The 25,953-nt window shown below is 71.9% G+C and carries 21 protein-coding genes; 10 read left to right on the forward strand and 11 right to left on the reverse strand.

The annotated features are described in order from the left end of the window. Window position 1 precedes the first annotated feature (1 nt). From J2S55_RS12170 to J2S55_RS12180, 3 genes are read right to left on the reverse strand one after another with little or no spacing between them, the layout of a single operon-like run. Window positions 2–1,219, reverse strand: a complete 1,218-nt coding sequence (locus tag J2S55_RS12170; RefSeq protein WP_306859899.1) for a sugar ABC transporter substrate-binding protein — start codon at window positions 1,217–1,219, stop codon at window positions 2–4. Between the two features lie 11 nt (window positions 1,220–1,230). Further along, window positions 1,231–2,745: an alpha/beta hydrolase-fold protein gene (locus J2S55_RS12175; protein WP_306859901.1), complete on the reverse strand. Its 1,515-nt coding sequence runs from the start codon at window positions 2,743–2,745 to the stop codon at window positions 1,231–1,233. Further along, a complete protein-coding gene (locus tag J2S55_RS12180) occupies window positions 2,742–4,514 on the reverse strand; it encodes a glycoside hydrolase family 13 protein (protein ID WP_306859903.1) in 1,773 nt (590 codons plus the stop codon). The genes J2S55_RS12175 and J2S55_RS12180 overlap by 4 nt, the downstream gene beginning before the upstream one ends. A 121-nt stretch (window positions 4,515–4,635) precedes the next feature. On the opposite strand from J2S55_RS12180, the gene J2S55_RS12185 reads away from it, so the two are divergent. From J2S55_RS12185 to J2S55_RS12205, 5 genes are all read left to right on the forward strand, one after another. Continuing rightward, complete coding sequence (locus J2S55_RS12185) at window positions 4,636–5,718, forward strand: LacI family DNA-binding transcriptional regulator (RefSeq protein ID WP_306859906.1); 1,083 nt, start codon at window positions 4,636–4,638, stop codon at window positions 5,716–5,718. A 220-nt stretch (window positions 5,719–5,938) separates the two neighbouring features. Further along, window positions 5,939–8,878 carry a glycoside hydrolase family 48 protein gene (locus J2S55_RS12190; RefSeq protein WP_306859908.1) on the forward strand — a complete coding sequence of 980 codons (2,940 nt, stop codon included), beginning with the start codon at window positions 5,939–5,941 and terminating at the stop codon, window positions 8,876–8,878. A 177-nt stretch (window positions 8,879–9,055) separates the two neighbouring features. Beyond that, on the forward strand, window positions 9,056–11,569 hold the full coding sequence (locus J2S55_RS12195) for a glycoside hydrolase family 9 protein (RefSeq protein ID WP_306859909.1): 2,514 nt from the start codon (window positions 9,056–9,058) through the stop codon (window positions 11,567–11,569). A 142-nt stretch (window positions 11,570–11,711) separates the two neighbouring features. Further along, entirely contained in the window at window positions 11,712–11,915 is a 204-nt protein-coding gene (locus J2S55_RS12200; protein WP_306859910.1) for a hypothetical protein, read from the forward strand. Window positions 11,916–11,917: 2 nt separating this feature from the next. Further along, a complete protein-coding gene (locus tag J2S55_RS12205) occupies window positions 11,918–12,097 on the forward strand; it encodes a cellulose binding domain-containing protein (RefSeq protein ID WP_306859911.1) in 180 nt (59 codons plus the stop codon). A gap of 61 nt (window positions 12,098–12,158) precedes the next feature. Here J2S55_RS12205 and J2S55_RS12210 read toward each other — a convergent pair whose 3' ends face one another. Beyond that, entirely contained in the window at window positions 12,159–15,272 is a 3,114-nt protein-coding gene (locus J2S55_RS12210) for a bifunctional cytochrome P450/NADPH--P450 reductase (protein ID WP_306859912.1), read from the reverse strand. A 77-nt stretch (window positions 15,273–15,349) separates the two neighbouring features. On the opposite strand from J2S55_RS12210, the gene J2S55_RS12215 reads away from it, so the two are divergent. Next, window positions 15,350–15,916: a TetR/AcrR family transcriptional regulator gene (locus J2S55_RS12215; RefSeq protein ID WP_306859913.1), complete on the forward strand. Its 567-nt coding sequence runs from the start codon at window positions 15,350–15,352 to the stop codon at window positions 15,914–15,916. 27 nt (window positions 15,917–15,943) lie between these two features. Here the strand turns inward: J2S55_RS12215 and J2S55_RS12220 are convergent, their stop codons facing one another. Further along, window positions 15,944–16,498: an SGNH/GDSL hydrolase family protein gene (locus J2S55_RS12220; protein ID WP_306859914.1), complete on the reverse strand. Its 555-nt coding sequence runs from the start codon at window positions 16,496–16,498 to the stop codon at window positions 15,944–15,946. On the opposite strand from J2S55_RS12220, the gene J2S55_RS12225 reads away from it, so the two are divergent. Both J2S55_RS12225 and J2S55_RS12230 read left to right on the forward strand, forming a co-directional pair. Then, entirely contained in the window at window positions 16,491–16,676 is a 186-nt protein-coding gene (locus J2S55_RS12225; RefSeq protein WP_306859916.1) for a hypothetical protein, read from the forward strand. The two genes, J2S55_RS12220 and J2S55_RS12225, sit on opposite strands and share 8 nt — an antisense overlap. A gap of 119 nt (window positions 16,677–16,795) precedes the next feature. Continuing rightward, a complete protein-coding gene (locus J2S55_RS12230) occupies window positions 16,796–17,530 on the forward strand; it encodes an alanyl-tRNA editing protein (protein ID WP_306859918.1) in 735 nt (244 codons plus the stop codon). Window positions 17,531–17,588: 58 nt separating this feature from the next. Here the strand turns inward: J2S55_RS12230 and J2S55_RS12235 are convergent, their stop codons facing one another. The 3 genes from J2S55_RS12235 to J2S55_RS12245 all read right to left on the reverse strand — a co-directional run bounded on the left by J2S55_RS12235 (window position 17,589) and on the right by J2S55_RS12245 (window position 20,303). Then, window positions 17,589–18,047: a transposase gene (locus J2S55_RS12235; RefSeq protein ID WP_306859920.1), complete on the reverse strand. Its 459-nt coding sequence runs from the start codon at window positions 18,045–18,047 to the stop codon at window positions 17,589–17,591. Between the two features lie 755 nt (window positions 18,048–18,802). After that, a complete protein-coding gene (locus J2S55_RS12240; RefSeq protein WP_306859922.1) occupies window positions 18,803–19,591 on the reverse strand; it encodes an SDR family NAD(P)-dependent oxidoreductase in 789 nt (262 codons plus the stop codon). 46 nt (window positions 19,592–19,637) lie between these two features. Next, entirely contained in the window at window positions 19,638–20,303 is a 666-nt protein-coding gene (locus J2S55_RS12245) for an FMN-dependent NADH-azoreductase (RefSeq protein WP_306859923.1), read from the reverse strand. A 96-nt stretch (window positions 20,304–20,399) separates the two neighbouring features. Here J2S55_RS12245 and J2S55_RS12250 point away from each other — a divergent pair, with 96 nt between their 5' ends. After that, window positions 20,400–20,909 carry a MarR family winged helix-turn-helix transcriptional regulator gene (locus J2S55_RS12250; protein ID WP_306859925.1) on the forward strand — a complete coding sequence of 170 codons (510 nt, stop codon included), beginning with the start codon at window positions 20,400–20,402 and terminating at the stop codon, window positions 20,907–20,909. 193 nt (window positions 20,910–21,102) lie between these two features. On the opposite strand, the gene J2S55_RS12255 is transcribed toward J2S55_RS12250, so the two are convergent. Further along, the gene (locus J2S55_RS12255; RefSeq protein WP_306859927.1) at window positions 21,103–22,128 is read right to left on the reverse strand and encodes a neutral zinc metallopeptidase; all 1,026 of its coding nucleotides are present in this window, start codon (window positions 22,126–22,128) and stop codon (window positions 21,103–21,105) included. 134 nt (window positions 22,129–22,262) lie between these two features. Here J2S55_RS12255 and J2S55_RS12260 point away from each other — a divergent pair, with 134 nt between their 5' ends. After that, window positions 22,263–23,930: a DUF2207 domain-containing protein gene (locus J2S55_RS12260; RefSeq protein ID WP_306859929.1), complete on the forward strand. Its 1,668-nt coding sequence runs from the start codon at window positions 22,263–22,265 to the stop codon at window positions 23,928–23,930. A 78-nt stretch (window positions 23,931–24,008) separates the two neighbouring features. Here J2S55_RS12260 and J2S55_RS12265 read toward each other — a convergent pair whose 3' ends face one another. Together J2S55_RS12265 and J2S55_RS12270 are read right to left on the reverse strand one after the other, a co-directional pair. Beyond that, complete coding sequence (locus J2S55_RS12265; protein ID WP_306859931.1) at window positions 24,009–24,632, reverse strand: response regulator; 624 nt, start codon at window positions 24,630–24,632, stop codon at window positions 24,009–24,011. Beyond that, entirely contained in the window at window positions 24,629–25,906 is a 1,278-nt protein-coding gene (locus J2S55_RS12270; RefSeq protein ID WP_306859933.1) for a sensor histidine kinase, read from the reverse strand. The genes J2S55_RS12265 and J2S55_RS12270 overlap by 4 nt, the downstream gene beginning before the upstream one ends. Window positions 25,907–25,953 lie beyond the last annotated feature (47 nt).

The following is a 25,953-nucleotide window of genomic DNA, read 5'->3' on the forward strand; positions in this document are numbered from 1 at the left end:
GTCAGTTCGCGATCTTCGCGCGGATGCGGTCGGCGGCGCCCTCGGTCAGCTTGGCCGGGTCGCCGTCGCCGGTGATGACGGCGAGCTGCGACAGCCCCCAGTCGCCCCAGACCGCGTCCATGGCCGGCACGTTCGGCGCGGGTTCACCGGCCAGCGTCGCGTCGGCGAAGCCGGTCATCACCAGGTCGCCGCGGAGCTCCTCGCGCACCGACGTCATCGCCGGGGGCCGGCCGCCCGCCGCGTACAGCGCGCGCTGCGCCTCGGGGGTGGCCAGGTAGTTGAGCAGGAAGTCGTTGGCCAGGATCGGATTGGCCGACTTCGCGCTGACGTAGAACCCCTGGACACCGACGAAGGGCCTGGCCGGCTCCGGCCCCGCCGGCGGGACCGGCTCGACCGCGAACGGTACCCCGGCCTTGGCGAGCGCGGGCGCGTCCCACGGCCCGGTGATCAGGTAGGGCGTCCGGCCCTCACGGAAGGCGTTGGTCGCGATCTCACCGCTCAGCGAGGTGGAGATGACCTTGGCCTCGGCGAGCCGCCTGAGGTAGGCGGCGAACTTCAGGCCCCCGGGGTTGTCGATCGCCAGCTCGCCGCCGTCGAACACGGAGGAGCCGAAGGAGGTCTGCAACGGGTAGAGATGGTAGGGCGAGCCCGCCTTGGGGTCGACGGGCAGCCCGACGGGGAACGTCGCCTTCCCCTCGCGCACCAGTTCGCCGCCCGCCGCCACCAGCTCGTCGAACGTCTTGGGCCGCTCGGGGGCGAGCTTCATGTTGCGCAGGAGCGCGACGCTCTCGATGCTGTACGGCAGGCCGTACGTCTGGCCTTCGTAGCGCATGGCGTCGAGCGCGATCTTCGGGAACCGCGAGGCCGTGGCGCCGAGGTCGATCGGCGCGACGACACCGTTCTGGACGAGCTTGCCGAGCCAGTCGTGCGGCCCGACGATCATGTCGGGCCCCTGGCCCGTCGGCGCCTGGGAGACGAAGTCGTCGCGGAGGCCGCCCATGCCCTTCTGCACGATCTTGACCTTGACGCCGCGGTCCCGCTCGAACGCCGCGGCGAGGTCCTGGAGCGGTTTGGCCCGGCTGTCGTCGGCCCAGACGGTGAGCGTCGCGGTGGCCCGCGCGGGCCCGGACGCCTGATCCGACCGGCCGGTCTGGACATCGGCGGCGCACCCGGCGGTCAGGAGCGCGAGCCCCATCAGGGTCGGAGCTGTGATGCGCATCGGAGTCCTCCTCATGATCCGGAGCGGGGGGTGTCGGTTTCGGGGTCCGGGCCGGACGCGTCGGGTCCGTCCGTGGAGGCCGGGCCGGACGCGTCGGGTCCGTCCGTGAAGGCCGGGCTCCGGCGCGGGCCGTTCCTCTCGGACGCGTCCGCGGGGGCCGGGCTCCGGCGCGGATCATCCTGCTCGGGCCCGCCGGTGAGGGACGAGCCCCTGTGCGGGTCGTCCCGCTCCGGATCGCTCCATCCCTCGACCTTGACGGTCAGGCGGCGGTCGGCGTCGTGCCTGAGCGGCTCCCGGATCGGGAGGCCGGCCCCGTCCAGTCCGTCGCAGCGCCAGCCCCTGCCGACGGTGCCGTTGAGCCCGAGCCCGCGGGGCAGCCGCCACCGGCCGTGGTGGACGCCGGGGGCGACGCGCGTGGTGACGAGGCCGGAGAAGTAGACGGTGTCCCCGTCGGGAGTGCCGGGCGGGGTGAGGACGGTGACGTCGAGCGTCGCGGTCGGCCCGCCGTCCACGACAGTGATCGTCTGGCGGGCCGTGAGCGCGCCCACGGTGGCCGTGACGTCGGCGGTGCCGGGACCGGTGGCCGCGAGCAGCGCGGTGCCCGCGGGTCCGAGCCGGTCCGCGGGCTGCCAGGTCACCTCGGCGCTGAGTGCCGAGTAGGCGCAACCGTCCGCGCGCACGGCGACGGGGGCGACGTCGATCACCTCGCCCACACCGGCCGTCAGCGTCTCGGAGGCGGCGGTGAGCTCGACCGGCGGCCCCTCGGCCCCGAACAGGTGCAGCAGCGCGCTGGCCGCCCGCGTCCGCCACGCGCTCTCGTGGTGCGGCGCACCGGGCTCGTGCCGGTAGCGCAGCTCCGCGTCGGGCGCGTAACCCAGCTCGACGAGCCGGTCGGCGAGCTCACGGGCGTGGTGCACCGTGATCAGCCCCTCCATCCCGCCGATGTCGATCCACACCCGGCCGGGCCCGCGCTCGGTGAAGCGCCGGTAGACGGGCGTCTCCGCCAGCGTCTCGGGATCGACGAACACCAGGAACGGCGAGAGGATCGCCGCCAGCCCGAACACGTCGGGACGCCGGAAGGCCAGGTGGTAGCTGACCAGCCCGCCCATCGACGAGCCCATGACGGCGGTGCCCTCGGCGGAGCCGGTCACCGCGTACCGGGACCGGATGAGCGGCATCAGCTCCTCGATGAGGAATCGCTCGTACAGCTCGCCCCGGAACAGGCCACGGGGGTCGCGCGGGTAGGGCGCGATGTGGGAGTACTCCGCGCCCCGCTCGTCACCGGCGTTGGAGACCCCGACCGCGACCAGCGGCGGCAGCGCCCGGCCGCCGATCAGCTCGTCCAGCGTCTCGTCGAGCCGCCAGCTCGGATCGAGACCGGCCCCGGCGAACACGTGCTGGCCGTCGTGCAGATAGACCACGGGGTACGGCCCGGCGGCGGGGTCATAGCCCGGCGGCGTGTAGACGAAGACGTCGCGGGCGTTGCCGAGTGCGGCGGAACGGACTCCGTGCAGGACGTCGATCATGCTTCGAGCTCCCAGACGTGGAAGGCGGGCCCGTCGGCGGGCATGGGCAGGCCGGGCCGCAGCGAGGGCCCGCCGGTGAGGCTGACCCCGGCGGCGGGGGCGGCGACGGGCGGGTGGGAGGCCCGGCTGACCTGGACGAGCAGGGTCTGGTCCGGGGTCGCGCGCTCGTAGACGACGGTGTCGTCGGCCACGTGCAGCCAGCGCAGGCCACCGGTACGCAGCGCCTCGTGCGAGCGGCGCAGCCGTACCAGATCGCGGTAGACCTGGTAGGTGCCCCGGTCCCAGCGGGTCCTGTCCCAGGGGAAGGGACGGCGTCCGTCCTCCAGGTGCACACCCTCGACGCCGACCTCGTCCCCGGCGAAGACCATCGGCAGGCCCGGCAGCGTGAACAGCAGGGCGGCGCCGAGATGCTGGTGCTCCCGCCCGGCGACCGAGCGGAACCTGGCCGTGTCGTGCGAGTCGAGCAGTGTGAGGTTGTGCGTGTAGGCCCGCCACGGGATCAGCGCCGAGTAGCGGCGCATCACCTCGGCCAGGTCCGCTCCGCCGTAGTGCGGGATCGGCCCGGGCACGCCCCAGAACTCGGTGGACCGTTCCCGTGCCAGCCATGACCAGACCGGACGGGCGAAACCGGCGTAGGACATGGTGCCGTGCCAGCCGGTGCCGCGCAGCGTCCGCGAGGCGTCGAACTGGTGCTCGGCGAGCAGCAGCGCGTCGTGACCCGACATCGTCTCCCGGGTGAGCGTGGCCACCCGGTCGTTCAGCTCGATCTCGCCGTGCCGTCCCGCCGACTGGGCGACGTCGACCCGCCAGCCGTCGAGACCGAACTCCTCCAGGTAACGGGCGATCACCGAACGCGGGCCCTCGTAGAGCCGGCGGCGCAGCTCCGCCGAGCGGTGGTCGAACTTGGGCAGCGTCCTCACCCCGGCGAACGTCGCGTAGTCGTCGCCGTCGACGTAGTAGAAGTCGTCACGCACCGCGCTCTCCGCGGCGAACCACTCGTGCCCGTCGCCGGAGTGGTTGAGCGTGATGTCGCCGATCACACGCATGCCCCGCGCGTGCGCGGCGCCGGTCAGCGCGCGCAGCGCCTCGTCCCCGCCGAGCAGCGGGTCCACCCGCTCGAATGTGGTCGCGTCGTAGCGGTGGTTGGACCGGGCGGGGAAGAACGGCGTCAGATAGAGGAGGTCCGCGCCCAGCTCGGCGATGTGGTCCAGGCGCTCGGCCACGCCCCACAGGTCGCCGCCGTACAGCTGCTGCAACGCGTGCGGGCTGCCCCACGGGATCGGGTCGTCCCACTCGGCCTGCCGTACCCAGTCGGGCACGGGACCGGAGACCCGCCCGGAGCGGGCGAACCGGTCGGGGAAGATCTGGTAGATCACCGAACCGGCGGCCCACGCGGGCGGCGCGGGGTGGGTGGTCAGCATGAAGTCGGTGGTGTCCGGCACGTCCAGCGCCGAGAGCCCGGCCGCGGTCAGCCAGAGCGGACCCTTCGCGGTGTGCAGCAGGAAGCGGTAGCCGCACTCGGGGTTGACCATCTCGACGGCACAGCGCCACCACGTCTCGGAGTCGCTCACCCTGTCGATCGACGCCTCGGTGAAACGCGGCTCGCCGTCGGGGGCGGTGCGGACGTACACCCGGCGGACGCCCAGGGCGTGGGCGACGCGCACGGACAGCTCGACCCGGTCGCCGAGGCTCGGCGCGGGGTCGGCGACGTACAGCGGCGAGCCGTCGTGGTGCGCCCAGGTGTTGCAGAGTGTTTCTCGATAGCCCATGCTGTTATTGCTCCGAAACATGCTGTTCACGTGGTTCGATGTGTCCGCGAGCCTAGGATCCGCCGAAACGGCGTCGCAACATCTCGCAACATGTTTCAATGGTTTCCCGAAGGGTCTCCCCATGCCTCGACCTTCAGTCCGCACGATCGCCTCCCTGGTGGGAGTGAGCGCCGCAACGGTCAGCCGGGTGCTCAACGACAGGCCTGGCGTGTCCGAGGAACTGCGGGCCAAGGTTCTGGAGGGTATGCGAGAGCATGCCCTGGTCGCACCGGCGCCCGTCACCGAACCGTTCGTCGGGATCATCGTCCCCGAGCTGGACAACCCGATCTTCCCCGTGCTGGCCGGCGCGATCGAGGCCAAGCTGGGCGGCCACGGCGTCACCGCGCTGATAGGCAGCTCGACCGCCAAGGGACCGACCGAGCTGGACTACATCTCCACCCTGGTACGGCGGGGCATCCAGGGGCTGGTGCTCATCTCGGGGCGGCACGCCAACCCCGCGGCCGACCACGGCTTCTACTGGCAGCTCTACCAGCGGCGCATCCCCATGGTGCTGGTCGGCGGGCACGTGCCCGACCTGCCGGTCTCGACCGTCACGACGGACGAGGCCGCGGGGGCGGCGATGGCGGTGGCGCACCTGAGAGAGCTGGGGCACGTGCGGATCGGGCTGGCCGGCGGGCAGGGTTACCTCCGGCCCTCGCAGAACCGGCTGATGGGCTACCGCCGCGAGATGCGCAGGTCGTTCGGCTCGGTGGTCGACGCCCTCCACGTCGAATCGGACTACTCGCTCACCGGCGGGCACGCGGCGGCCCGCCGGCTGCTGGCCGCGGGAGCCACGGCGGTGATCGCGGGAAGCGACCTGATGGCGCTGGGCGCGGTCGCGGGAGTGCGCGAGGCGGGGCTCCGCGTGCCCGACGACGTGTCGGTCGTCGGATATGACGACTCCTATCTGGCCGCGCACGGCGACCCGCCGCTGACGACCGTGCAGCAGCCGATCGAGCAGATGGCCTCCGCCGTGGCCACCGCGATGTGGCAGCGCCTGCAGGGCTACCACGCACCGCACGTGGACCATGTGTTCACGCCGCGGCTGGTGGTCCGCGCCTCGACCGCCCGGCCGCCGGCGCGCGGGGCGGCGCATGAGACGGCGGCGCATGAGACGGCGGCACACGAGACGGGCGGCGTCGGCCACGGAGGCGCGGGGGCCTGAAAGTTTCACGGAACCGGAACCAGCCCCGGCGGATCGCAGCAGCCTGGCGGCGTGCCGGGTGAAACCCGGCCGTAACCCCGAGCGCACGCCATTGACATCCCGGGGCCCGTCCTCAGAATCCTGCTTGGGAGCGCTCCCACTCTTTCTCTCCCATGCTCGATCCGGCACGAAGCCTCTACCAGCGGCTCCGCGCCGGCCCCACCCCTGGAGGACCTTTTCGATGCCTCAATTCCGCACCAGAACGGGAGCGCTCCCACGCTTCCGGAGACGGGTCGCCGCGCTGGCGCTGCTCAGCCTGGCGGCCGGGACGACCACCGCGCTGGCGGCCATGCCCGCCCTCGCGGCCGTCTCCTGCGAGGTCGCCTACACGACCAACGACTGGCAGGGCGGCTTCACCGCCAGCGTGGCGATCAAGAACCTGGGCGACCCGCTGAACGGCTGGACGCTCGGTTTCACCTTCCCCGACGCCTCGCAGAAGGTCACCCAGGGCTGGAGCGCCACCTGGTCGCAGAGCGGCCAGGCCGTCACCGCCAGGAACCTGGACTGGAACGGCAACCTGGCCACCGGCGCCTCGACCGACATCGGGTTCAACGGGAGCTGGTCGGGGAGCAACCCCAAGCCGACCGCCTTCACGATCAACGGCACCACCTGCGGCGGCACCGGCCCGGTCAACCAGCCGCCGACCGCGAGGATCACCAAGCCGGTCGCGGGGGCCACCTTCACCGCGCCCGCCACGGTGGACATCACCGCCGACGCCGCCGACGGCGACGGCACGGTCACCAAGGTCGAGTTCTTCAACGGCGCCACGCTGCTGGGCACCGACACCAGCGCCCCGTACGCCTACAGCTGGGCGGCCGTGCCCGCCGGCGACTACTCGCTCACCGCGCGGGCGACCGACGACAAGGGCGCGGCCACGGCCTCCGCCCCGGTCGGGATCAGCGTCCAGGCGGACACCACCCCCGCGGTGCTCCTCACCCCCGCCACGCTCGCCGTCCCCGAGGGCGGGAACGCGGACCTGTCGGTCAAGCTCTCCAAGGCCCCGGCCGCGAACGTCACCGTGACGACCGCCCGGACGGGTGGCGACACCGACCTGACCGTCGGCTCCGGCGGGTCGCTGACCTTCACCCCCGCCAACTGGAACACCGCCCAGACGGTCAGGATCGCCGCCGCCGAGGACGCCGACCAGACCTCGGGCAGCGCGGAGTTCACCGCCACCGCCACCGGCCACACCTCGGCCAAGGCGACCGCGACCGAGGTGGACAACGACGGCACGGGCGGCGGCAACGAGTACGTCAAGCGGTTCACCACGCTGTACAACAAGCTCAAGGACCCGGCCAACGGCTACTTCTCCCCGCAGGGGGTGCCCTACCACTCGGTGGAGACCTTCATGGTCGAGGCGCCGGACCACGGGCACGAGACCACCTCCGAGGCCTACAGCTACTACCTGTGGCTGGAGGCGGCCTACGGCAAGGTGACCGGCGACTGGAGCAGGTTCAACGACGCCTGGGCCTCGATGGAGAAATACATCATCCCGGCCACCGCGGACCAGCCGACCAACTCCTTCTACAACGCTTCCAAGCCCGCCACCTACGCCGGTGAGTGGGACGACATCAGGCAGTACCCGTCCAAGCTGGACGGCGGCGTGAGCGTCGGCAGCGACCCGATCGCGGGCGAGCTGAAGAGCGCCTACGGCACCAGCGACGTGTACGGCATGCACTGGCTGCTGGATGTGGACAACACCTACGGCTTCGGCCGCTGCGGCGACGGGACCACCAAGCCCGCCTACATCAACACCTACCAGCGCGGCCCGGAGGAGTCGGTCTTCGAGACCGTCCCCCAGCCCTCCTGCGACACCTTCAAGCACGGCGGCAAGAACGGCTACCTGGACCTGTTCACCGGCGACAGCAGCTACGCCAAGCAGTGGAAGTACACCAACGCCCCCGACGCCGACGCCCGCGCCGTCCAGGTGGCCTACTGGGCGCACACCTGGGCCAAGGAGCAGGGCAAGGAGTCGCAGGTCGCCGCCTCGGTCGGCAAGGCCGCGAAGATGGGCGACTACCTGCGCTACGCGATGTACGACAAGTATTTCAAGAAGCAGGGCTGCACGAGCACCTCGTGCCCGGCCGGCACCGGCAAGGACAGCTCGGCCTACCTGCTGAGCTGGTACTACGCCTGGGGCGGCGCGCTCGACGCCTCCGCCGGCTGGGCCTGGCGGATCGGCTCCAGCCACAACCACTCCGGCTACCAGAATCCGATGGCCGCCTGGGCGCTGTCGAGCGTGGACGCGCTCAAGCCCAAGGGGGCGACCGCCGTACAGGACTGGACCACCAGCCTGAAGCGGCAGCTGGAGTTCTACCGCTGGCTGCAGTCGACCGAGGGCGCGATCGCCGGTGGCGCCACCAACAGCTGGCAGGGCCACTACGCGGCCCCGCCGTCCACGCTGCCGACCTTCTACGGCATGGCCTACGACTGGCAGCCGGTCTACCACGACCCGCCGTCCAACCAGTGGTTCGGCTTCCAGGCCTGGTCGATGGAGCGGGTCGCGGAGCTCTACTACGCGACCGGCAACGCCGACGCCAAGGCCCTGCTGGACAAGTGGGTCAAGTGGGCCACCGACAACACCACGGTCAACGCCGACGGCACCTTCCAGATCCCCTCGACCCTGGTGTGGACCGGTCAGCCCGACACCTGGAACGCCGCCAGTCCGGGGGCGAACGCCGGGCTGCATGTCAGCATCCGGGACTACACCTCCGACGTGGGCGTGGCCGGCTCCTACGCCAAGGTGCTGATGTACTACGCGGCCAAGTCCGGTGACGCCAAGGCCAAGAGCGTCGCCAAGGGCCTGCTCGACGGCATGTGGAAGAACAACCAGGACGCCAAGGGCGTCTCGGTGGCCGAGACCAAGGCCGACTACAACCGCCTCGACGACCCGATCTACGTCCCGGCCGGCTGGACCGGCAAGATGCCCAACGGCGACGTGATCGACAGCGGCTCGACCTTCCTGTCCATCCGGTCCTTCTACAAGAACGACCCGGACTGGCCGAAGGTGGACGCGTTCCTGAAGGGCACCGGCCCCGCGCCGTCCTTCAACTACCACCGGTTCTGGGCCCAGGTCGACGTGGCCGTCGCCCTGGCGGAGTACGGCCGGCTCTTCCCCTGACCGGCTGAGCGGCCGGCCGGCTGACCGACCAGCCGGCCGGCCGGCTCCGCCCTGAGAGCTCGGGGCGTGGCGGCACCCCTGATCTGTCGCCACGCCCCGAGCACCACCTCCCACCCGCCCTGAGCACCACCTCCCAGAGGAACCCCCGTCCCGAGCCCCCTCCGAGAGGCACCCCCCATGAAGAGATCCCTGGCGGCACTGGCTCTGCTGGCCCTGGTGGCCGTGCCGGTGCCCACCGCCCAGGCCGTCGCGACGACGTTCAGCTACGGCGAGGCACTGCAGAAGTCCATCTGGTTCTACGAGGCCCAGCAGTCGGGGAGGCTGCCGAGCTGGAACCGCGTCGGCTGGCGCGGCGACTCGGGGCTCGACGACGGCAAGGACGCCGGGCTCGACCTGACCGGCGGCTGGTACGACGCCGGCGACCACGTCAAGTTCGGCCTGCCGATGGCGGCCGGCGCGACGATGCTGGCCTGGGGCGCGGTGGAGTACCGCGACGCCTACGCCTCCTCCGGGCAGCTCACCCATCTGCTGAACAACCTGAGGTACGTCAACGACTACTTCGTCAAGGCCCATCCGTCGCCGAACGTGCTCTACGGGCAGGTCGGCAACGGCGGCAGGGACCACGCCTGGTGGGGGCCGGCCGAGGCGATGCAGATGGAACGGCCCGCCTACAGGATCGACGCCTCCTGCGGCGGCTCGGACCTGGCCGGGGAGACGGCCGCGGCGATGGCGGCCTCGTCGATCGTCTTCCGCCCGACGGACCCGGCCTACGCCGACACGCTGGTGACGCACGCCAGGCAGCTCTACGCCTTCGCCGACACCGTGCGCAGGAAGTACAGCGACTGCATCTCCGACGCGCAGGGCTACTACAACTCCTGGAGCGGCTACAACGACGAGCTGGTCTGGGGGGCGATCTGGCTCAACCGGGCCACCGGCGACGCCTCCTACCTGGCCAAGGCCGAGAGCTACTACGACACCCTCGGCACCGAGCCGCAGTCGGCCACCAGGTCCTACAAGTGGACGATCGCCTGGGACGACAAGTCCTACGGCGCCTACGTGCTGCTGCACAAGCTGACCGGGAGGCAGAAGTATCTCGACGACGCCAACCGCTGGCTCGACTACTGGACGGTCGGGGTCAACGGGCAGCGGGTGAAGTACTCGCCGGGCGGCCAGGCCGTACTGGACCGGTGGGGGTCGCTGCGCTACGCGGCCAACACCTCGTTCGCGGCGCTGGTCCACGCGGACTCGATCACCGACACGGTACGTAAGGCGAGATATCACGACTTCGCCAAGCGGCAGATCGACTACGCGCTCGGCGACAACCCACGCAACTCCTCCTACATGATCGGTTTCGGCGCCAACCCGCCGAAGAACCCGCACCACCGCACCGCGCACGGCTCCTGGTCCGACCAGATGACCAATCCGGCCGAGACCCGCCACACCCTGTACGGCGCGCTCGTCGGCGGCCCGCCCGACCCCGACGACAAGTACACCGACAGGCGCGACGACTACGTGATGAACGAGGTCGCCACCGACTACAACGCGGGCTTCACCAGTGCCCTGGCCCGCCTCTACCGGGAGTACGGCGGAGCCCCCGCGACGGGCTTCCCCGCCGCCGAGACCCCCGACGGCCCCGAGATCTTCCTGGAGGCCGGGGTGAACGCCGCCGGCTCCACGTTCACCGAGATCAAGGCGATCGTCCGGAACCAGTCCGCCTGGCCCGCGCGCCCGCTGACCGACGGCTCCTTCCGCTACTACTTCACCCTCGACGGCGACACCACCGCCGGCCAGGTCACCGTCTCCTCCGCCTACAACCAGTGCAAGGCGCCGACCGGGCCGACCCTGCTGTCGGGGAAGACCTACTACGTCACCGTCGACTGCTCCGGCACCTCGATCGCCCCCGCGGGCCAGTCGCAGCACCGGCGCGAGGTCCAGTTCCGCATCGCGAGCACCGGCACGTGGGACCCGTCCGACGACTGGTCGTACAAGGGCGTCGCCACCACCCCCGGCGCCACCCCGGTCCGCGTCTCGAACATGACGCTCTACGCCGGCACGGCCAAGATCTGGGGCAACCCGCCCGGCGACGAGCCGCCGCCGACGGAGGACGAGGTCGCGCCGTCCAGGCCCGGCAAGCCCGCCGTCTCCGCGGTCACCGGGAGCACCGCCAGGCTGACCTGGACCGCCTCCACCGACAACGTCGGCGTGAGCGGCTACGACGTCTACCGGGGCGCGGCGAAGGTCGGGACCGCCCCGTCGAACGCCTTCGACCTCACCGGGCTCACCCCCGCGACGGCCTACACCGTCCACGTCGTGGCCAGGGACGCGGCGGGCAACTCCTCACCGGACTCCGAGAGCACCGCCTTCACCACGGCCGCGGCCCCGGCGGGCGGCTGCACCGCCACCTACAGGGTGACCAACTCCTGGCAGGGCGCCTTCCAGGCCGAGGTGACCGTCAAGAACGAGGGCGCCACGGCCGTCAACGGCTGGAGCGTGACCTGGAGGTTCCCCGACGGCCAGACGATCAGCCAGCTCTGGAACGGTACGCACGCCCAAACGGGGGCGGAGGTGTCGGTCAGGAACGTCGCCTGGAACGGCACCCTCGCCCCGAACGCCACGACGTCCTTCGGCTTCACCGCGGGCCAGAACGGCGCCAACGGCATCCCCGCCCCGGTGGCCTGCGCCGCGAGCTGACCCCTCGCGTCCGGGGTGCCGCACTCGGCCACCCCCGTGATCCCCGGCCGGGCGTGACGGACCCTCGCCCGGCCGGCCGTCCCCCGACCGGACCTCCTCCTTCGCCGGCATCAAGTCCCTCGGCGCGAACACCGTCCGCGTGGTGCTGAGCGGCGGACGCTGGACCGCCAACGGCGCCGCCGACGTGGCCGCCGTCGTCTCGCTGTGCAAGCAGAACAAGCTCATCTGCGTGCTGGAGAACCACGACACCACCGGGTACGGCGAGCAGGGCGGTGCCTACACCCTCGACCAGGCGGTCGACTACTGGCTCAGCGTGAAGAGCGCGGCGCCGGGCTCCAGCATCTGATCATGGTGGACGCGCCCGACTGGGGCCAGGACCGGGGCTCCACCATGACCGCCAACCCACCCGCCTTCACCTTCACCAACGCCCCCTGGAACGGCACCGTCCCCGCCGGCGGCTCCACCACCTTCGGCTTCATCGGCTCCTGGACCGGCACCGGCACCCCGCCCACCCCCGTCATCTCCTGACCGGGTGAGCACCGGGCCGGCGGCCGCAAGCGGTCACCGGCCCGGTGACAGGCCGGCGGGGTCAGGCGAAGACGTCCTGCTGGTAACGGCCCTCGGCCTCCAGGGCGCGCAGCCACTCCTCGCCGTCGCCGCCGGTCCGCTCCCGGTAGATCGTCGCGAGGGTCCGCCGTACGGCGGGCGCCATCCGGAGCCCGTCACCGCAGACGTAGACGTGGGCGCCCCGCTCCAGCAGTGCCCAGAGCGTGTCGGCCTCGGCGGCGACCGCCTCCTGGACGAACCGGAAGGGATGGCCGGCGACCGCGGAGAACGCCGGGTGCACGCGGGCGACCCCGGCCTCCTCCCAAGCCTGGAGCTCCGAGCGGTAGAGCCAGTCGTGCGAGGGGTGGCGGCAGCCGTAGAAGACCTCGGCGGGGCCGGTCGCCCCGGCCAGGGCCCGCTCCTCCAGGAAACCGCGCAGCGGGGCGAACCCGGTGCCCGGACCGATCAGGATCACCGGCGTCGCCGGATCGTCGGGGAGGCGGAACGGCGGGCTCGGGACCCGCACATATCCGTAGAAGACGTCGCCGGGCTCCAGGGCCGCCAGGTAGGCCGAGCACATGCCCCGGTACTCGCCGCTGCCCGACCAGGCGGCCCCCTCCACCAGGCCGACGGTGATCCGGACCCGGCCGGGTCCGGCCAGCGGCGAGGAGGAGATCGAGTAGTAGCGCGGCCGGATCGGCCCCGTCATCTCCAGGAAGATCGGCAGGGGCAGCGTGATCGCCGGGAACCGCTCCAGGAGCGTGAGCACCGAGACGCGCTTGGCGAGGATCTCATCGGCGTAGGCGGTCTCCAGCTCCGCGAGCCGGCCCCGGGTCCACGGACACTCCGTCTGGCCGGCCAGCACCGCCAGGTCGGAGCGCGTGGCCACCTCCTGGAGCTCGGCGAACTCGGTCAGCAGCAGCCCGGCCGTCACCGGGGTGTCCACGGGCAGGTGGGTCGTCCCGCGGGCGCGCAGCCGTACGACCTGCTCGCGGGGGAGGCGCAGGCAGTGCAGCGCCCACTCGACCAGCTCGGGGTCGTTCTTGGCGAAGACCGCCAGATGGTCGCCCGCCGTGTACGTCGTCCCCGCGGGCAGCTCGGCCACGATCGAGCGGACCCCGGGACGCGGCGCCTCCAGCGAGAAGTCCCACAGCCCGGCCGGGTCGCCGGTCAGCTCGTCGTTGGAGAGCACGGTCAGCGGGAACGCCTGCGGGGACACGACCGCGGGGCGGACGTCGGCCTCGGTGAGGACCTCCATCTCGTAGCGGGACCCGCTCTCGGCGGCGGCCGTGCCGTACTCCGCCGCCAGCGCCGCCCAGAGGGCCGCGGTCCACGCCGAGACGTCGCCGTCGAAGTCGCCGTCCGCGTCGGCCTCACCGCGGTCGATGAGCGGCACGGCGCCGGCCCGGACGAGCTTGTCGAAGGCCCGGCGCGGGAAGTCCTGGTAGGTAGGCCACTGGGTGTTGCCGCAGCCGAGCAGCGCGAGCCGTACCCCGTCCATGGCGGGCAGGTCGTCGAGGGCGTCGAAGCGCTGGGCGTTGTCGGGGGCCTTGCCGTTGTAGGTGGAGGTGACCACCACGAGCAGCCCGTCCTCGGGCGGGTCGAGCTCGTCCAGGGTCGTCAGCGTGGTCGCGAACCCGGAGCGCCCGGCGCGCTCGGCCAGCCGCTCGGCGACGTCGGCGGAGGTGCCCAGGTTGGAGCCGTAGGCAACGGTGAGGCCGACCCCGGCGACGGCCACCTCCACCGGCTGTTCCTCGACCGTCTCGACCGTCTCGGCCGCGCCCCTCTCGTACGGCTTGCGCTCCCTGACCCGGAGCGTGAAGCCGTCGGGCTTGAGGGTGAGCGTCTGCTTGATCTGCATCCGGTAGGCCTCCGGATCGGAGATCGCGAACCGCTGCAGGACGACGGCCAGGGCCAGCCGCGCCTCGGTCAGCGCGAACTGGCGCCCGATGCAGGCCCGCTCGCCGTTGCCGAACGGCTTGTAGGCGGCGGGGTGGTGATCGGCCCTGTTCTCGGGGAGCCAGCGGTCGATGTCGAACTCCTCCGGCCGGTCCCACGCCTTCGGGTGCCGGTGCAGCGGCGGCAGCAGGACGACGGCCGTCTGGCCCTCGCGCACCGGATAGCCGCCGACGGTGGTGTCGGCGAACGCCTTGACCGAGAACGCCGGGATGGGCGACCAGATCCGCAGCGTCTCCTCCAGGATCCGCGGGATCACGTCCAGCTTCATGATCGTTTCGTAGGTGGGGACGGTGTCCCCCGGCAGCATCCGGTCCACCTCGGCGTAGGCGCGGGCGAGCACGTGCGGGTTGCGCAGCAGGTTGTACAGGGCGAAGGAGAGCAGCCCGCTGGTGGTCTCGTGCCCGGCGATGAGGAAGGTCAGGACCTGGTTGCGGATGTTCTCGTCCGACAGCCGCTCGCCGCTCTGCGGGTCGGACGCCTCCAGCATCAGGCCGAGCAGGTCCTTGGTGTCGCTCCGGCCCGCGGCCCGGCGCTGCCTGATGACGTCGTCCACCAGGTCCTGCATGGTCAGGATGTCGGCCCGGTAGGCCTCCTCCTGCCGCTTCTTGAGCTTGGTGACCAGGGGGAGCTGCCGGTTGCGGAACATCGCCTCGGTAAGCGCGCGGCCCATCGACTGCAGGAACGGGTGCAGCTCGGGTGAGTCGAAGGAGTCGAACCGGTAGTCGAACCCGGTGAGGGAGATCGTGTCGAGTGTGAGCCTGGTCATGTCGTCGGGCACGTTGACCTCGTCCGAGACCGCCCACTTGGCCGCAAGGGCCTCCGCCACCTCCAGCATCTGCGGGAAGTACGCCTTCATGGACCGCTGGCTGAAGGCCGGCATCAGGATGCGGTGCGCGTGCCCCCAGACCGGCTCGTCGCGGCGGGCGGTGAACAGCCCGTCGCCGCTGAAGTCACGGACGATGGACAGCGGCGGGTCGACGCCCTTGTAGAAGCGCGTCTCGTCGCAGAGCTCCGCGACCAGGTCCGGGTCGGAGACGAACAGGACCTTACGGCCCAGCAGATCGAGCTGGTAGATGCCTTCGTCGTGCTCCGCGGCGAGTTTTTCGAGGAACGCGTTGGGCGCGTGCGCCGGTATCTGGAGCGTGTTGCCGACGAAGGGCAGCCCCTGCGGGGCGGGGATGGACCGGACTGCCGACATGGAGAACTCCTCCCTTGGCCGACGATCTCCCGACACCGCCAGCCATACACTGTATGTTTGACGCTACCATACGGTGTATGGCAGTGAGTGCGCGCAGGGGACGGCCCCTGACACCTGAGGAGATCTACGCGACCACGCTGCGCCTGGTCGACGCCGCCGGAGTGGACGGGCTGTCCATGCGTAAGCTGGCGGCCGAGCTCGGGGTCAACCCGATGTCGCTCTACCACCACGTGGAGAACAAGACGGCGCTGGTGCGCGGGACCTGCGCGGCCGTCGCCTCCCGGCTGCGGCTGCCCCCCGACGACGGCACCCCGTGGCAGGAGCAGCTACGCGCGCTGGCCCACGCCTACCGCTCCATCTCGCAGTCGCACCCGTCGCTCTGGTCCTACGTCAACCACCACCCCGACGTGATCGATCAGGAAGGCGGCATGTGGGTGGTGTTCAACCGGATCCTCGTCGCGGCCGGGGTCCCCGCCGAGGAGCTGGTCCACACCCGCAAGGCGCTGTTCACGTTCGTCTTCGGCTTCCTGTCCGCCGAGACCAGCGGGCTGCTCACCGAGTTCGGCGGTGCCACGGACGCCGACGACACCTTCGAGGTCGCCCTCGACCTCATCGTCGCCGGTCTTGAGGCCCGCCATTCCTGACACCCCCGCGGGCCGCCGTGCGGGACGTCACCGGGGCGCCGGGCCGGGACCGTGCCCGCGCAGCGCCGCGACCAGCCAGCGCGCGAGGCGGAGGTGTCCCTCATGGGTGGGGTGGACGCCGTCGCGCAGGAGCGCCCCGCGGCCCCAGCGCCGGCCGAGCGGGTCGAGGAAGGCCGCCCCCTCCTCGGCCGCGGCGGAGGCGATGGCGTCCCTGACCCCGTAGGCCCATCGGGGGGCCCGCGCCATCCAGATGGGGCCGATCACCACGGTCCTGGTCCGCGGCCAGTGGGCGCGGACCAGCTCCAGCAGGCGCCTGGCGGCCCCGTTGACCGTGCCGGGCCTGGTCCGGCGGTCGTTGTGCCCGCCGGAGACGATCAGCAGGTCGGGCGCGGGCCGCCAGGAGAGCTCCTCGGCGAAGGACCGCTGGAAGGTCCGCTCCACCGGCCCGGGGTTGACGAAGCCCGTCCCGGCCGCCCCCGCGGTGACCAGCTGCCAGCCCAGCTCGCGCGCGGCCCGCGCGGCGTAGGTGTCCCACCGCTGGACCGGGCCCGACCCGACGGTGAAGCTGTCTCCGATGATCATGACCACCGGGGCCGCGGCCCGGCACGGCGGCGGGCTCGACGGCGGGGGTGAGCCCGCCGGACGGGGCGGGCCCGCCGACGGGGACGGGGCCGGCGTCGCGTCCGGTCCGGCCGCGATCATGTCGGCTGGTACGGCCTCACCGCCCGTCCCGGTGGTGCATCCCGAAATAAGGCAGTAAATCGCTACAAGAATGGCGGCTGTGGATGCTCGGGGACGTCGACGCACAGGCCCGTGCATGCCACCTCGGGGGCTCTAGGCTGCCAATCGGGGACTCTAGGCTGACTCTAGGCTAACGATATGAGCAGTGACCTCTACGGGCGTACGCGGCGACTCGAACTCGCCGACCAGAACCTGCGCTCCTTCGACGCGGTGGTCCTGGCCTCGTCACCCGACGGGATCGTCTTGAGCAGGTCGGCATTCTATCCAGGCGGGGGCGGCCAGCCGGCGGATCACGGGGTTCTCATCTGGCTGGGAGTGGAGACCCGCATCACCGGAGTGCGCAAAGGTGACGAGCTATACCTGATCCCCGCCGAGGACGACCCGCTCCCGCCGCCGGGGACAACTGTGCGGGCGGCCGTCGCCGACGAGAGGCGCTCGGCCCTGATGCGCACCCACTCGGCGCTGCACGTGCTGTGCGGGGTGGTCTTCCGTGACTTCGGCGCCCTCGTCACGGGCGGCAACATGGAGGAGCTGAGCGCCCGGATGGACTTCAACCTGCCCGAGGTGCCCCCCGGTTTCAAGGAGGCCGTGGAGGAGGCCTGCAACGCCGAGATCGCCGCCGACCGCCGGATCGACGTCCGGGTGCTCCCCCGCGCGGAGGCCTTCGCGATCCCCGACATCATCAGGACGGCCACGAACCTGGTGCCCGAGACGGTCGAGGAGGTCCGGATCATCGACATCGTCGGCCTGGACTGCCAGGCCGACGGCGGCACCCACGTCGCCTCCACCAAGCAGATCGGCCGCATGCGGGTGGCCAAGATCGAGAGCAAGGGCAAGGGCTTCCGCCGCCTCCGCGTCGAGGTGGCGGACTGAGGCCCCTGGAGCTCGCGCCGGGACGGGGCGACCGTCCCGGCTCCCCCGCGGCCGGCGGTCACCAGCCGGGGAGCTCGAAGATCTTCCCGGGCCGGATGTCCTCCGGCGGGGCATGACGGGCGCCGGGCGCACGGGGCCGGGTCCCACCGGCCGTGGAGCCGGGGCCACCGGGCCGGTCCCGGCCCCCGGCCCCGTCATGGCAGGCCCGCAGCGCGTCACCGGCCCGCAGCGTGTCACCGGCCCGTGGCGCGTCACAGGCCCGTAGCGCGTCCAGGATCGTCTCCCAGGTGCCGTCCTGGGACCAGCGGCGGTGCCGGTTGTAGACGGTCTTCCACCTGCCGTAGACCTCCGGCACGCCCCGCCACGAGCAGGCGGTGCGGTTCCGGAAGAACACGCCGTTGATCACCGCGCGGTGGTCGGCCCATCGGTGCCCCCGTCGGGGATGGGCGGGCAGCAACGGCACCAGCCGTATCCACTCGTCTTCGGTCAGATCATGACGTTTCAGGCGGTCATCCACGACCACATGATCTACACCATCGGCGCCCGAAGAGCCACGTGACAGGGCCGGGCCGCCGCCATCCCTGTCCCCGGGACCGCCCGGAGAGCGGGCACTCCCCGTCCGGGACGTCCAGAAGGGGGCGGACCCGCTTTCAGGACCGTCCCAGGATCGGGCGGACCCGCTTCCAGGGCCGCCCCGGGATCGGGCGGACGCGCTTTCAGGGCCGCCCCGGGATCGGGCGGACGCGCTTTCAGGGCCGCCCCGGGATCGGGCGGACATACTTCCGGAACCGCCGCGGGAACCGGCACCCCATCTCCGGGGAGCGGGCGGACGCGGTCCGAGGGCATGCCGCGTCCCTGCGGGCGGACGCGGTTCGGGGGCATGCCGCGTCCCTGTGGGCGACCACTCCGGCCCCTCCGCGCCACATCTGCCCCACCCGTTCTCCGCCATAGGGTGCGTTTTAAGTTTTTGCAGGTCAGACCTTGCCTTGAGGGCTAATATTTGGGCATTATCTGGCGTTACGGGCCGCCCTATCCCAGCCCCGTGCAGTGGTTCTCACCGCTCGGGCAAGTGGGGCGGTCCGTCCATCACACCCCCACGGGCGCCCTCCGGAGACGGGCACGGCCACCGGCCCTTCCCCCGCCCCCGCCTCCGGAGCGCCGGGTCCGCCGTCGCGGCGGCACCGGGCGACGCCGGGAGGGCGCCATCCGGTTGGCGCCCTCCCGGCCGGCCCGGGCCGGCCTGGCAGGTCCGTTCGGTGTGGGTCGGGCCTGCTACCCGCCGATGTGCGGTGCGCGGGCGGCGGCGGAGCCGTCCCGGATCACCTCGCCGGTGAGGTTGCCGTTGGCTCCCGAGCCCAGGAAGACGACGAGGTTGGCCACGTCGTCGGAGTCGGAGAGCCTGCGGGTGGGGGTGGCGGCGGCGAGGGCGTCGGTGACGAATGCCGGGATGTCAGGACGGCTGTCGGTGAGGGTGAAGCCCGGTGCCACGACGTTGACCAGGATCCCGTCCCGGCCGCCGTTCCAGGCCAGGCTGCGGGCGAGCCCGTGCAGGCCCGATTTGGCGGTGCCGTAGGGGCCCGGCCCGGGCAGGCCCTCCTCCGCGACGCTTGAGGAGATCAACACGATGCGGCCCCAGCCCTTGGCGCGCATGCCGGGCAGGACCGCGCGGACCGTGGCCGCCGTGCCGATCAGGTTGGCGCCGATCATCGCGTCCCACTCCTGCAGCGGCACGTCCTCGAACCGGAGGCTGGGGTCAGGCGGGCCGTCGCCGCCCCAGCGCACGGCATTGGCGACGAGAACGTCGATCTCGCCCCAGCGCTCGACGACGGTCGCGACGGCGCGGTCTATGGTGGGCAGGTCCTCGAGGTCGACCCGGACGACATGCGCCTGCCCACCGACGGCCTCGACGTCGGCGGCCACCTTCTCGGCGCTGTCCGGGTTGTTGCGGTACGTGATCGCCACCCGGGTGCCTTCGCGTCCGTAGGCGCGGGCGGTCGCGGCTCCGATCCCGGTCGACGCGCCGGTGATCAGGGCCACCCGGCCGTTGAGATCTGTGTTCATGGTGCGGCTGTCCTCTTGCCTTCGCTGATCGGATGGGGAGTCATGGTCAGGCCGGCGTCCCGGCGGGCGCCCGGGTCGCCAGGGCGTGCACCGCGGCGAGCGCCGCAGCGTGAGAGGCCTCGTGCTGCTCACGGAACTGCGCGAGGAAGGGCATGACCGCGGCATGGGTGAGCTCGGCATGGACGAACTCCACGTCGTCCAGTCCGAGCACGGAGAAGTAGGCGCGCAGGTAGGGCTCCTGGAAGTCGAACTGCTCGCGGGGCGTGCCCGGCCCGTAGCCTCCGCCGCGCGCGCTCAGCACCACGGCCGACTTCCCCTTGAGCGGCAGCCAGGGCAGGGTCACGCGGTCGATCCATGCCTTGAGCGCGGCGGGCACCGTGAAGTTGTACATCGGCACGCCCAGGAGCAGGACGTCCGCCGCGAGGAGCTGTTCCACCAGCGGGCGGGTGGCTGCCCAGCTCCTGGCCAGTTCGGGGGCGCCGGCGGCCACCTTGTCCATGGTCTCGATGTCGCGCACGCCGTTCACTGATGACTGGGTGGCGAGGTGGACCCGGTCCTCGTCGATGGGCCGCACCGGGTCGGCCACCAGGTCGCGGTAGGTGTAGACCCCGTCGGGATGGGTGACCCGCCAGTCGGCCACGAAGGTGCTGCCGAGCCTGCGCGAGAACGAGTCGCTGCGTCCGCCGGCGTCCAGGTGGAGAAGATGCGTCACAAGATTGCCCCACATTCAAGATGATCTGGATTCGCAATCAATATAGAGCAAGATAGTCTTGAGTCAAGAACATCTTGGCTTGGTATCATGCTGCGCATGGCCAACGCCCCCACCCCGGAAGGCTCGCCCGACATCTGGTTGCACCAGGACTTGCACTGGGTGTTCGCACGGCTGAAGCAGGGCCTGGCCGCAGCCGAGGCCGCGGCCGTACGCGAGCACGGCATGACCCTGTGGGGCTACACGGTGTTGATGGCCGTCGTCGAAGCCCCCGCCGGCTCCCAACTCGCTCTCGCCCAGGCCGTGTCGGTCGACAAGAGCAAGCTGGTCCTCATCCTCGACGAACTGGAGAACGACGGCTTGGTGCGCCGCCGGCCGGACCCCGCCGACCGCAGGGCCCGCATCATCGAGGTCACCACCGAAGGCAGCCGCGCCCTCAAGGCCGCCCGCGGCGACATCAAGGCGATCGAGGACCAACTCCTGGCCGACCTCGCCCCCGCGGCCCGGGACGCCCTGCAGAGCGCGCTGCAACACCTCGTCGGCGAGCCCATCGCGAGAGTCGAGGCCGGACGGTCACCCGGAACCGCCTGCACGCCCGCCCCGGCCTGACCGCACCCGGAGCCCATGAAGAAGGTCCCGTCTCCGGACGGAGATCAGGAATCCTCGCCAGGAGGCGCTACGAGCTGCCGGAACGTCACAGATGGCGGCTGGTGGGCCGGGCCTTGCCGACAGGCCGATCTCCACGACGCACACTGCTCGGTGGGCGGCCGCCCGGCTGTGCCCGGCCCGTGCGCGGTCGGGCTCAGCTGACCTGCGAGGCGGGGACCGCCCAGGTGTTGCAGTAGCCGACCCTGGCGTACCTCCAGCCCTGGTGGAGCCAGCCGGCGTAGTGGTCGCCGCTGCCGTGGTCGCGCAGGCCCAGGCCGTTCTGGTCGTCGCCGCGGCTGTACTCCATCCGCAGCACGTCGTTCCAGCGGGCGGAGGTGACGCCGAGCGGGGTGCGGACGGTACGGACGAAGACACCGGCCAGGCACTGCGCCTGGAGTTCGCTGCGGCGGGAGTGGGCGTCCTGGGCGGCCTTGGACTTGTTGGAGACCTCCCACCACCAGGCGCCGCCGATCCCCGCCATCGACTGCACGTGGTGACCGTACTCGTGAGCGAGCACCGACAGGTAGGGGACGTGGTTGGCGGCCGGGTCGATCCGGCCGGTCTGCTGGACGAGGTGGCTCAGGCCGATGTACATGCCCCGGTTGCTGGGGCAGTAGTAGGCGGCGGCGCCCGGGTTGGGGTAGGTGCCGCAGGGGCCACGGCCCGGACGGCTCCAGTAGACCCGGCGAGGCGCCAGGAAGACCGCTCCGGCCTGGGAGAACTTCCCGGACCAGGCGCGGTCCAGGCAGCCGGTGACGGCGTTGAGGTAGTTGAGCATGTCGCCCGGCCGGGTCGAAGGCCGGGGGGCGCGGCAGGCGGTGGGACGCATCGTGCCGGTGCCGTACAGCGGGTTGCGCTTGAGCCGTGCGGTGGTGTCGGAGCGCCGCATGTAGCGCAGGTCGACGCCCAGGGTCTTCCGGGCCGCCAGCGCGATCTCGGCGTCGCCCAGGGAGCCGAGATTCAGCTTGGGCGGTGGCCCGAAGCTCGGCGGCGTGGTCTCCACGCCCTTGGCCGGCGGGAGTTCGGCATTTTTGGTCGCTATGGGGCCGGTACCAGGCCCGGCCGGAACCTCTGCCTCGTCACTGCCGTTCAGGGCGGCGATCACCACGACCGCGGTGAACGTCATGGCGAGCACGCCGAAGACACCAAAGGCCAGAGGGCTCGATCCGCGTCGGGGCATGCGACCGCCTTCTCCAAGAGATGGATCTCCGGGCGGCAATCTAGCGGATATCAACACATGTCTGTCTATTGACCGAAAAATAGGAATGGGGGGTGGCATTCACTGGTCGGCGGTTCTCGGTAGGCTCCCGAGCCATGGCGGGATCTGCATTGCATCGAGCGGCCGGGAGCGTGGCCGTAGTTGCCACCCTCGCGCTGGCCCTGAGCGCCTCCCCGGCCCTCGCGGCCGGCACTGCGGGCACGGCGTCCACCCTGGCGGGCAAGGTGACCGACGACACGGTCACGCTCGAACTGCGGCAGGACGGTGTGCTCCACGTCAAGGAGACCATCGCCTTCGAGGGCAGCCCGCCGACGCGGAAGCTGGTCGACCGCACGCGCTACGACGACGGCAACGACCGCCTCTACCAGATCACCAACTTCAAGGGCGACGGCACGCTGACCGGCGACTCGATCACCCTGAAGGGCTCGGGCTCCGCCACGCTGGAGTACGACGTCAAGGGCGCGGTGACCCCCCTGGCCGACGCCCAGGAGCTGCGGTGGTACGCCGTGGGAGCCTGGTCGGTCCCGGTCGCCCTGGCCAAGGTCACGGTGAAGGGCCCGGCCCAGCTCCAGAACCTGTCCTGCTTCGCGGGCGTGCTGAGCTCGGCGATCGGGTGCACCACCGCCTCGCCCGACCACACCGGGACCACCGCGGAGTTCGAGCAGCAGGAGCTGGGGCCGGGCGAGGTGCTCACCGTGGTCGTCGGCTACCCGACGGGCGCCACCAAGGGCGCCCCGGTCCTGGAGCGCCGCTTCGAGCTGTCCAACGCCTTCACCCTGAACACCGTCACCGGCGGCGCGCTGGCCGGCCTGCTGGTCCTGATGCTCGGCGGCCTCGGCCTGCTCTACTGGATGCGGGGCCGCGACGCCCGCGTGGTCGGCCACGAGTCCGGCTCGCTCAACGCCGTCGAGAACGGCCACTTCGCCCCGCCGGACGGCGTGCGCCCCGGCCAGATCGGCACGCTCATGGACGAGCAGGCCGACGTGATCGACGTGACCGCCACGATCGTGGACCTGGCCGTCCGGGGCTTCATCCGGATCGACGAGCAGCCCCGGCAGGCCTACGACTCACCCGACTGGATGCTGGTCCGGATGGCCGGCGCCCCGACCAACTCGCTGCTGACCTACGAGCGGGCGCTCTACGACGCCATCTTCGACGGGCGTGACGCGGTCCTGCTCTCCCACCTCCAGGGCTCGTTCGCGGCCAACCTCGGCAAGGTCCGCGACGCGCTCTACCGCGACGTGGTCACGCAGGGCTGGTTCGCCCGCCGCCCCGACACCGTCCGCACCCGCTGGACGACCTTCGGCGTGCTGTTCACCGTGGCGGGGGTCCTCGCCACCGTCGCGCTGGCCTGGTTCACCACCTACGGCCTGCTCGGCCTGGCCCTGATCATCGCCGGTGCCGCCATGGCCGTCGGCGGGCAGTACATGCCGGCCAAGACCTCCAAGGGCGCGGGGGCCCTCGCCCACACCCTGGGCTTCCGGGAGTATCTCGCCTCCGGCGACATCGGCGGCGACATCCCCCCGGCCCAGCGGGTGGAGCTGTTCTCCCGCTACCTGCCCTATGCCGTGATCTTCGACAGCGTCGAGCGCTGGGCCCGCGTGGTCACCTCGGTCACCGGCAACGGCCAGCAGGCCGACAACCTGTACTGGTATCACGGTCCGGCCGAATGGGACCTGTCGAAGTTCGCCGACTCGATGCGGACGTTCACCATGACGACCTCGGGCGCGATCTCCTCCACCCGCCAGTTCCGCTCCCTCTGATCCCTCTCTGGTCCCTCCGAGCCCGCCCCCTCACCCGTGACCGGCTGAGGGGGCGCCGGCCGTACCCGCCCGTCCCGGTCAGGTGAGCCGGATGAGGCGCCGCTCGACGGCGGCGGTGACGGCGGCGGTGCGCGTGTCCACGCCCAGCTTGCCGTAGATGTGCACCAGGTGGGTCTTGACCGTCGCCTCGGTGATGAAGAGCCGCCGGGCGATCTCTCGGTTGCCCGCGCCGCTGGCGAGCAGCTCCAGGATCTCGACCTCGCGCGCGCTCAGCGCGGGACCGGGATCGCGCATCCGCCGCATCATCCGGGTCGCCACCCTCGGCGACAGCACGGTCTCGCCCCTGGCCGCGGCCCGGATGCCCTGGAACAGCTCCTCCGGCGGGCACGCCTTGAGCAGGTAGCCGGTGGCTCCGGCGTCGATGGCCCGCACGATGTCCGCGTCGGTCTCGTAGGTCGTCAGCACCAGGACCTGCGGCGGCGAGGGCAGCGCCCGGACCCGCCGGGTGGCCTCCACCCCGTCGACGCCCTCGCCGAGCTGCAGGTCCATGAGCACGACGTCCGGCTCGCACGAGGCGATGCCCCGCACCGCCTCCTCCCCGTCCACCGCCTCACCGACGATCTCCATGTCGTGCTCGCCGCCGAGCAGTGCCACCAGCCCGGCCCGGACCACCGGATGGTCGTCCACCAGGAACAGCCTCATCGCCCTCCCGTCCCGTCCGCCGCGACGTCCCCGTCTCCCGCCCGCGGTGCCGCGGCGTCCCCTGCCCGCGGTGCCATGGCGCCCCTGTCCCCTGCCCGCGTGCCCCCGGCGGGCCGCGGCGCCGCGGGGGATCGTCCGGCGGGGACCGTGGCCGCGACGGCCGTCCCCTCCCCCAGGGCGCTCTCGACGGCCAGGGAGCCGTTCACCTCCGCGAGCCGGTCGCGCATCGCCCGCAGCCCGTATCCCCGCCCGGGGGCCGGGGCGGGCTCGGCGAATCCGGCGCCGTCGTCGAACACGTCCAGGGTGACCTCGTCATCCAGGTAGGACAGCGTCACCATGGCCCTCCCCGCCCGCGAGTGGTCCCGGACGTTGGCCAGCGCCCCCTGCGCCACCCGCAGCAGCGCCGCCTGGACCTCCGGCGCCAGCGGGCGCCGCTCGCCCTCGTGCCGGAAGCGCACCTCCAGCCCCGTGTCGTGACCGGCTCTCTCGCACAGCCGGGCCAGCGCCTCGGGCAGCGAGACGCCCTCCAGGCCGGGCGGCTGCAGGTCCCGGACGAACCGCCGGGCCTCGTCCAGGTTGTCCGCCGCGGCCAGGGCGGCCCGCCGTACATGGGCACGGGCCAGGTCCGGGTCGGCGGCCCACATCCGGTCGGCGGCCTGGAGCAGGAGGCCCATGCTGGTCAGGCCCTGGGCGAGGGTGTCGTGGATCTCCCTGGCCAGCCGCTCGCGCTCCTCCAGGACGCCGGTGCGGTACTCCGAGTCCGCCAGCGTCCCCTGTGTGCTGACCAGGTCGTCGATCAGCCGCTGCCGGGCGGCGCTCTCACGCTGGAGCTCCCAGAAGATCACCGCGATCATGGTGGCGACGCCGATCGGCGCGAGGATCAGGCTGGGGTCGACCTCCTGGGCGATCTTCAGCTGGGCCGCGATCACGACGAGCGTGAGCACCGCGGTGGCCAGCAGGAAGCCGCGTGGCGGCAGCGACCGCAGGCACAGGAAGAGCAGCGGGACCGCGCACCAGCTGAACGACGGCGCGAGGACCACCAGCACCAGCCAGACCGCGACCACCGTCCCCAGCCAGACCAGGCGGCCCCGGCCGGGGCCGCCCCAGAAGACGACGCCGGCGGCGTACACCAGGGCGAGCAGCCCGCAGACGGCCAGCGCGGCGACGGTCCGCGCGTCCATGCCGTGCCGGGACACCAGCCGCGAGACGGAGGCCGCGAGCAGCAGGTAGAACCCCAGATGCATGGCCCGGCTGAGCCAGACGCGCTCCCTCATCACCGCCCCCGTCCGATCCGTCTCCGACGCTATCCCCCGCCGAGGAT

Source organism: Streptosporangium brasiliense (assembly GCF_030811595.1).
Classification (GTDB): domain Bacteria; phylum Actinomycetota; class Actinomycetes; order Streptosporangiales; family Streptosporangiaceae; genus Streptosporangium; species Streptosporangium brasiliense.